Raw genomic sequence first — 8,794 nt, 5'->3', positions numbered from 1 at the left:
CACCGACGAGGTGCTTATCGCGGCCAAGCATCAGTCCTTTCTCGACATTATCCTGATCTTCGGCGCGGTTCCGGCGGGCAACGCCATCGTGACGACGATGAAGAACGAAGGCCCCTTCATGCTGGAATGGGTGGCCTACAACCGCGCGATCGGTTTCACCGATTTCCTGATCTATACCAACAATTGCGACGACGGGACCGACCGGATCGGCGCGCGGCTGGAAGAACTGGGGCTGGCCCGGCACGTGGACAACAGGTTCAAGACCGGGGCGAGCCCGCAGCGGGTGGCGTTGCGCCGCGCGCTCAAAGAACCCGTCTACCAAGAGGCGGACTGGATCATCTGCGCGGATTGTGACGAGTTCCTGAAGATACGCACGGGCCAGGGGCGGCTGGACGACCTGTTTGCCGCGGTCGGCGAGGCCGACGCGATTTCGCTGTGCTGGAAGATTTTCGGCTGCGGCGGCGTGGCCGAGTACGCGGACCGCCCGGTGATCGAGCAATTTGTCTGGGCCGCCCCGGAAGATTACACCGAGAAATACCGCGCGCGCGGCCTGAAGACGCTGTTCCGCCCGTCGGAGGCGATCGTGAAAATCGGCGTGCACCGCCCCAAGTTCGACGGCCGACCCGACGGGTTCGTCTGGCGCGACGCGGGCGGCCGGGACATGCCCGGGAAGTATTTCGAGGCGGGGTGGTCGGCCTATCCGAAATTCAGCCACGATCACGCCCGGCTGCACCATTATGCCGTGCGGTCGGTGGACAGTTTCCTTGTCAAGCGTGATCGGGGGCGGACCAACCACGTCGACCGCGATCAGGGCGTCGCCTACTGGGCGGACATGAACCTGAACATGGCCGAGGATCGCAGCCTGCTCCCCATGGTCGCGGCCATGCAGCGCGAACTGGACGGGCTGCTGGCGGACCCGGAACTGGCCCGGCTGCACGCGGCCGCCTGCGACTGGCACCGGGCGCGGATCAAGAGCCTGAAGGCGCGGGAGGACTGGTCGGCGCTGCATGACCTGTTGCAGCAGATCAACCGTCCCGGCGAGATGCCGGTGAACCGTGACCGCCTGCTTCAGGACCTTGCGGCAGAATGACCGGGCCACCGCGTTTCATCCTGCATGGTGGCTTCCACAAGACGGCCACCAGTCATGTCCAGTCCATGCTGGCGCGCAATTCCAAGACGCTGGCGCGGGCCGGCGTGCATTACGTGCATCACCGCGACACCCGCAAGCGGCTGACGGTGCCGGTGCAGTGCAACGTCTACAACGCGGTCGGCATGGACTGGGACCCCAAGATTTCCGACGCGGAGTTGCACGAGATGACGGCGGTCTTCTTCGGCGAGTTGCTGGAAACGGGGGCGCAGCGCATCATCCTGTCGGACGAGAACATGGCCGGTCATTGCGGGCATTGCGTGAAGCGCGGCGTGCTTTACCGCTGGCGGCGCAAGCTGATCGAGGTTTTCGCCGCGCAGTTCCCGCACGAGGTGGCAGAGGTACACCTTGGCATCCGCAACTATGCCGATTTCTTCGCCTCGGCCTATGTCGAGTACCTGCGGTCGGTCCGCGGCCAGTGGTTCGTGGACGAGTGGAGGATGCGCCGGCAGGTCATGGAGAACATGCCGAGTTGGCACAATATCCTGAAATCCGTCGTTACCTTCTTTCCGAACGCCGCGGTGCATGTCTGGCGCTACGAGGATTTCCGGCGGATGGACCGGCGCGTGCTGGCCGGGCTGTGCGGGCCTGGCATCGACGCCGACGCGCTGAAGGAGCCGAAGGACCGCAACAAGCGGCCCACCGCCAGCGGCCGGGCCGTGGCGGAGCTGTTGCAGATGATCCACCGCGTCGGGGCCGACCAGGCGCTGGCCGAGCGCGTGGCCCTGCAGGATAAATACCCCCGCGGTCCCGAGCATGGCGGTTACGACCCGTGGACGGCGCAGGAACGGGCGCACCTGACGCGGATCTACGAAAGGGACGTGGCCGAGATCGCCGCGAACCCCGACATCATCATGGTGACGCCCGATGGCGGCTGACGGCATGGCTGCGCGCGCGGAAAGACGCGACGAGGTGCAGGCGCTCGCGGTCTGCCGGGCCGAGGGCCGCGATTTCGCCACGCTGTTCCGCCGGCAGTATTTCCTGACCCGCGCGGCGGGATGTTGCCCGGAGGGATGGCGGGAGGCCGTGCTGGACGGCTGGCACCTGTGCCATTGCCCCGACCTGCCGGTCTGCCGGATCCGCGACGGGGCGGGCGCCGAGGCGGGGCTGTTCCTCGGGATCGGGGTGGATGCGCGGGGCGGGCTTTTCGCCGCGGACCCGGTCGTGCCGGGGGTCGCGGGGCAGGCCGGTTTCTGGGAGGCCGCCGAGCGGGTGATCGAGGGGATCGCCGGGCGCTACGTCGTGATCCTGTCGGACGGGGCGCGGCAGCGCGTCTACATGGACCCGGTCTGCGACCTGTCGGCGGTTTACGACCCGGTGGCGCGTGTCGTGGCGTCGTCGTTGCTGCCGGGCCTGCATCGACCGCTGGTCCGCAACCGGCGGGTGGACCCTGACGCGGTGCTGAGCGGCGCGCAAAACTACGCCTTCCAGCATACCGCGGACCGCCACGTGAAGCGGATGATCGGCAATCATTATCTCGACCTGCGCAATTTCTGCCTCGTGCGGCATTACCCGCGCGGCGACGAGGGTTTCGAGCGTGACGCCACCGCGCTGGAGGATAGCTGCGCGGGCATTGTCGAGCGGTTGCGCGCGATCATGGCGGCATTGCTGGGCAATTACCGCTGCGCGCTGCCGGTCACGGGCGGCAACGATTCGCGCAACCTTCTGGCCTGTGCGCCGCCGGAGCAGTTGCGCGGCACGCGGCTGTTCACGCATCACGTCAACAAGATGAGCGGTTTCGACTTCATGATCGCCCGGCAACTGGGTGATCTCGCCGGGCTGCCGGTCGAGATCATCGACACGCATGCGGCGCGCCACAAGCCGCTGTTCGACACGGCCCGGATCGAGCGGGTTCAGCGGGACCGGGAAATCGCCTCGGGATATCAGACGAGGGGGCGGGACGCGCGCACGCTGGTGGCCGAGCAACTTGCGCCCGACGCCGACCTGCTGTTGCGCGGGAACGTCATGGAGATCCTGCGCGCCAACCAGTACCGCCCGGGGCAACGGGAGTTTTCGCTGGCGCAGGGGCTGGAACGCCTGCGGGTGGCGCAAACGGTCGATGCGACGCAGGCGGCGATATGGGGCCCCGACTACATGATGTGGGCCGATACGCTGCCGCGGAACGCCTGCAACAGGATTCATGATTTTCAATTCACCGAGCAGTTGTTGCCCAACACGTTGGGTGGGCATCTCACGGCGATGGGGCCGCAATTCTACATGAACCCGTTCGCGGACCGCGGATTGATCCGCACCGCGTTGGCGCTGCCGCCGGAAACCCGGCGTGCCAACAAGCTGAACGTCATGCTGGTCGAGCAGGCGTGGCCCGCGCTCAACGCGGTCGACAGGACACAGAAATTCAAGAAAAACCCTGAAAACCACGCGCGGTATGACAGCGAGTTCCGGTAGGGGCGGGCCGGCAGGTCGGGGTGAAAGGAGACAACATGAGTCGCGAGTACGAGATCGGGATGCTCTGGGTGGAGGGGCCGCTGAGCTATATCGAGGGTTTGTGCGCGAAATCCTTCGTCGATGCGGGACACGCGGTGAAACTGTACCACTACGGCGAAGTGTCCAACGTGCCCGACGGTGTCGAATGCGTACACGGCAACGAGATCCTGCAGATCGACCGGTTCATCCGCCACGGCCGCACGGGCAGCTTCGCGCTTTTCTCGGACGTTTTCCGGTATCACCTGCTGGCAAAGCGGGACCGGGTGATCTGGGCGGATCTGGATGCCTATTGCCGCCGGCCCTTCCATAGCGACACGGGGCATTTCTTCGGCTGGGAAAGCCCCCGCCACATCAATGGCGGGGTTCTCGGCCTGCCGCGCGACAGCGAGGCGTTGGGCGCGCTGCTGGAAATGACGCGCGACGAATACGGCATTCCCGAATGGTTCCGGCCCGAGGAGCGTGACGCGCTCGCGCGGCTCCGCGATGCGGGAACGCCAATGCATGTGAGCGAGATGGATTGGGGCGTCTGGGGGCCGCACGCCCTGACGCATTACCTTCACAAGACCGGCGAAGCGCGCCATGCCCTGCCGCGCGAGGTGCTCTACCCGGTGGGATTCGGCGACCGGCGCAAGCTGGTGCGCGCCGCCGGACATGACAAGATCGCCGCGCAGGTCCGCCCCGAGACCGTCTCGATCCATTTCTACGGACGGCGGATCAAGCGCTTCATCGGCAATCACGGGGGCGTGCCGGAACCGGGCAGCTACCTGGACGCGCTGCTGCGCCAGCACGGGATGGCGCCCGAGCCGGTCATCGACAAGCCCGCGCCACTGCCCGCACCGGCCAAGAAACGCCGGGCGGTGGCAATGGTGGAAGAGACCGGCGCGGCGGTCGCGGCGCAGGCATCGCCCGCCGTTGCATCCGCACCGACGCCGGTGGCGAACCCGCTGACAGCGCTCGCCGACCGGTACGGCTCCGACAAGGGGTCGGCCAAGCATCGCTATACCGAACTTTACCACATGCTGTTCAACCCGTTCCGGCGCCGCCGCATCGGATTTCTCGAGATGGGCCTGCTGATCGGCGGGCCCGAACATGGTGAAAGCGCGGACCGGCCGACGGTGGATCTGCCCTCGGTGCGGATGTGGCTGGACTATTTTCCGAAGGCACGGGTTCACGGGCTCGATGTGTCGGACTTCTCCTGGTTCGAGCATGAGCGTTTCACCTTTCACCGCTGCGACATGGGCGACCGCAGCCAGATCGCCCGCGCGGTTGCCGGGATCGACCCCGCGCCGATGATCGTGGTGGATGATGCGAGCCACGCCAGCCACCATCAGCAGAACGCGTTTCTGGAGGTGTTTCCCAAAATGCCGTCCGGCGGGCTGTACGTGATCGAGGATCTGCGCTGGCAGCCCAAGACCTACGAGCAGGCCGGCATCACCAAGACGGCGGACCTTTTCCGGAGCTACCTGGATACGCGCCGGTTTGCCCATTCCGATTCGGGCGTGGCGGCGGAGTTCGACGCGTTGATCCCCGCGATCGCGGGCTGCATGCTGGTGCCGGCCTTCTACCAGAAGGGGCGCAAGGATCAGGTGGCGGTGGTTCACAAGCTTTAGGGCGGGATGCCCAAGAAGAAGAGGGAGAACAACGCATGGAATTCGCGATGAATGCGCTGCAGGTGCTGGCGCTGCTTTTCGTGCTGGTGCTGGGCGGCGCGGTTTTCGTCGCCATGTTGTTCTACGTGCTGGACAAGACGCAGACCGGCGATGCCATCCGGCGCAATTACCCGGTGATCGGGCGTTTCCGGGGCCTGTTCACCAAGCTGGGCGAGTTCTTCCGCCAGTACTTCTTTGCCATGGACCGCGAGGAGATGCCGTTCAACCGCGCACAGCGCGACTGGGTGAAACACGCCACGCGCGGCAAGGGCAACACGATCGCCTTCGGCTCGACGCGAAACCTCGGGGTGCCGGGCACGCCGATCTTCGTGCCGGCAGCGTTTCCGCCGCTGGACGACCAGTTCAGCGTGACCGCGCCGATGGAGATCGGCCCCCGTGCCGCGATCCCCTACAAGGCGAAATCCATCTTCAACGTCTCGGGCATGAGCTATGGCGCGATTTCGCGGCCGGCGGTCGAGGCGCTCAGCCGGGGGGCTGCCAAGGCGGGGATCTGGCTGAATACCGGCGAAGGCGGGCTGAGCCCGCATCACCTGACGGGCGGCTGCGACATCGTCTACCAGATCGGCACGGCGAAATACGGGGTACGCGACGCGGCGGGCAACCTGGATGACGCCAAGCTGCGCGAGGTGGCGGCCAACCCGCATGTGAAGATGTTCGAACTGAAGCTTGCGCAGGGCGCCAAGCCCGGCAAGGGCGGCATCCTGCCCGGTGCGAAAGTGGATGCCGAGGTCTCCCGGATCCGCGGTATCGAGATCGGGCAGGACAGCATCTCGCCCAACCGCCATCGCGAGGTGAACGATTACGGCGAGCTGCTGGATTTCATCGGGCATATCCGGGAGGTCACGGGCAAGCCCGTCGGTCTCAAGACGGTGATCGGCTCGTCCGATGCATGGGCGGCCTTCTTCGAGCTGATCAACGAGCGTGGCGAGCAGGCCGCCCCCGACTTCATCACGATAGACGGTGGCGACGGCGGCACCGGTGCCGCGCCCATGCCGCTGATGGACCTGGTGGGCATGCCCCTGCGCGAGGCGCTGCCGCGGATGGTGGACATGCGCGACCGGTACGGGCTGAAGGACCGGATCCGCGTCATTGCCAGCGGCAAGCTGGTCAATCCGGGTGACGTGGCGTGGGCGATCTGTGCCGGGGCCGATTTCGTCACCTCCGCGCGGGGCTTCATGTTCTCGCTGGGGTGCATCCAGGCCTTGAAGTGCAACCGCAACACCTGCCCGACGGGCATCACCACCCATGACCCGCGTCTGCAGGCCGGGCTTGTCGTCGAGGACAAGTACGAGAAAGTGGCGAATTACGCCCGCTCGGTCATCGGGGAGGTCGAAACCATCGCTCATTCCGTCGGCGTGGGCGAACCGCGCCTGATGCGGCGGCGGCACGTGCGTATCGTGCAGGCCGACGGCACAAGCGTGCCGTTCAACAAGATCCGGCCGAGTTACAACGCGCCCACGGCTTCGTGAAGCGCATTGCTTTGGCCTCGGATCGCGGGAAAACTATGTTCCAGTCAATCGCATTACGTATGGTGGACCTCGACAATGGCCTTTCGATGGAAGAGCGACCTCAAGGAAAGTGACGTCACGCCGGAACGTGCCTGGCTGAACCGTCGGCAATTGGTGGCCGGCGCGACGGCCGGGCTGGGCCTTGCTGTCGCCGGCGGGCGCGCGCGGGCCGAGGCGATGGAGCCGAACAGCTGGGACGACATCACCGGCTACAACAATTACTACGAGTTCGGCACCGGCAAGGACGACCCGGCCGAGAACGCCCACATGCTGACGACCGAACCGTGGACGGTGCGGATCGACGGCATGGTGGACAGGCCCGGCGCGTACGCGTTCGAGGACATCATGGCCAAGATGACGGTAGAGGACCGCCTGTACCGGTTCCGCTGTGTCGAGGCATGGTCGATGGTGATTCCGTGGAACGGGTTCGAGCTGGCCGACCTGCTGGACATGGCAGGCGTTCGGCCCGGGGCGAAATACGTCGCCTTCGAGACGGTACTGCGCCCCGACGAGATGCCGGGCGTCAGCTACCCGGTTCTGGAGTGGCCCTATGTCGAGGGGCTGCGCATGGACGAGGCGATGCACCCGCTGACCATCATGGCCACCGGGATTTACGGCCGCGACATTCCCAACCAGAACGGGGCGCCTCTACGGCTGGTCGTGCCGTGGAAATACGGGTTCAAATCCATCAAGTCCGTCGTGCGCATCACCGCGACGGACACCGAGCCGCCGACGAGCTGGAACAAGGCCAACCCGCGCGAATACGGGTTCTATTCCAACGTGAACCCCGAGGTGGACCATCCCCGCTGGAGCCAGGCCACCGAGCGGCGCATCGGCGGCGGCCTGTTTTCGCCGCGCATAGATACGCAGATGTTCAACGGCTACGGTGACGAGGTCGCGTCGCTTTACGCGGGGATGGACCTTACCAGGAAGTTCTGATCGCGGGCAGGGCCGGGGGAACAGACACATGAACGCGGCGGTCGAGACGGTCAATCGCGGCATCCGGCGGATTCCTGCATGGCCGCTTTACCTGCTGGGGCTTGTGCCGGCGGTCTGGCTGTTCTGGCTGGGCACCACAGGCAGGCTCGGGGTGGAGCCCATCGAGGTGCTTGAACATGAACTGGGCGAGATCGCGCTGCAACTGATGGTGGCCGTTCTCGCGGTGACGCCGCTGCGGCGCCTTGCCGGGGTAAACCTGCTGAAGTTCCGCCGCGCGATCGGGGTGCTGGCCTTTGTCTATGTCACGCTGCACCTGCTGGTCTGGCTGCTGCTGGACGTGGCGATCCCCGCGCAGATCTGGGCGGACATCTTGAAACGGCCCTACGTGACGGTCGGGTTCACGGCCTTCCTGCTGATGGTGCCGCTGGCGGTCACATCCAACAACTGGTCGGTGCGCCGGCTGGGGGCGACGTGGCGGCGGCTGCACATGCTCACCTACGCGGCGGCCCTCCTGGCCGCGATCCACTTCTTCTGGCTGGTGAAGGGCTTCCAGATCGAGCCGCTGATCTACCTGGTCGTGATTCTGGGGCTCCTGGCGCTTCGCATTCGCCGGCCACGCAAGAAACAGCCGGCGTGAGGCCGTGAAATGAGCCGCGGCACGGCATTCTTTCAGGATCATGGTGAGAACGGGCAGATCCTGCCGACTCGGGGCGGTGCGAGTCGCGGCCATCGGATGTGCGCGACTCGCCGGCCAAGCCGGATTGAGGGCTGAGTCCCGCATGGTCTGGGGGTAAGTCTGTGGATAAGCCGGTAGGCCGCACTCGGCTGGATCGGGACGCCGAAATTTCATTTCCAATAACTGCCGTCCGAAGAAACATGACTAGCGTAGGCGTCTGAAATGACGGGATAATCCGGTTTTTTACAAAAAAATGACGCTGGGCCGAAAAAAGGGGTTGCGAGATCCGGCAGCAATCCGTAGATACCCCCTCACCGGCGGCGTTGAGGCGCGGTTGGTTTTCCGGACGGGGTTGCGGGCAGGATGTTCGCGGTTTCGTTGGATTGAAATACTGAGGTTGATGACGCGG

Annotated in this window: 7 protein-coding genes; all 7 read left to right on the top strand. The window is 65.6% G+C overall.

Annotated features, from left to right (window positions below; translation table 11 throughout):
* The coding region (locus tag ACH107_RS26865; protein ID WP_412508728.1) for a glycosyltransferase family 2 protein at positions 1–1,090 on the top strand (1,090 nt) is incomplete at its 5' end.
* Positions 1,087–2,025 (top strand): hypothetical protein, encoded by a 939-nt coding sequence (locus ACH107_RS26860; protein WP_412508727.1) that lies wholly within the window; start codon positions 1,087–1,089, stop codon positions 2,023–2,025. The genes ACH107_RS26865 and ACH107_RS26860, both read left to right, overlap by 4 nt.
* Positions 2,015–3,553, top strand: coding sequence for a hypothetical protein (locus ACH107_RS26855; RefSeq protein ID WP_412508725.1), 1,539 nt, complete (start codon positions 2,015–2,017; stop codon positions 3,551–3,553). The genes ACH107_RS26860 and ACH107_RS26855 overlap by 11 nt, the downstream gene beginning before the upstream one ends.
* Positions 3,554–3,588: 35 nt before the next feature.
* Positions 3,589–5,202: a hypothetical protein gene (locus ACH107_RS26850; protein ID WP_412508723.1), complete on the top strand. Its 1,614-nt coding sequence runs from the start codon at positions 3,589–3,591 to the stop codon at positions 5,200–5,202.
* 35 nt (positions 5,203–5,237) lie between these two features.
* Positions 5,238–6,731, top strand: a complete 1,494-nt coding sequence (locus tag ACH107_RS26845; protein WP_412508722.1) for an FMN-binding glutamate synthase family protein — start codon at positions 5,238–5,240, stop codon at positions 6,729–6,731.
* Between the two features lie 75 nt (positions 6,732–6,806).
* Complete coding sequence (msrP, locus tag ACH107_RS26840) at positions 6,807–7,709, top strand: protein-methionine-sulfoxide reductase catalytic subunit MsrP (RefSeq protein WP_412508720.1); 903 nt, start codon at positions 6,807–6,809, stop codon at positions 7,707–7,709.
* Positions 7,710–7,737: 28 nt separating this feature from the next.
* Positions 7,738–8,346, top strand: a complete 609-nt coding sequence (gene msrQ / locus ACH107_RS26835; protein ID WP_412508719.1) for a protein-methionine-sulfoxide reductase heme-binding subunit MsrQ — start codon at positions 7,738–7,740, stop codon at positions 8,344–8,346.
* Positions 8,347–8,794: the final 448 nt, after the last annotated feature.

The organism is Roseovarius halophilus (ex Wu et al. 2025), from assembly GCF_047086965.1.
The sequence above is the reverse complement of the archived record's forward strand: the minus strand, read 5'-3'. Positions and strand labels throughout refer to the sequence as shown.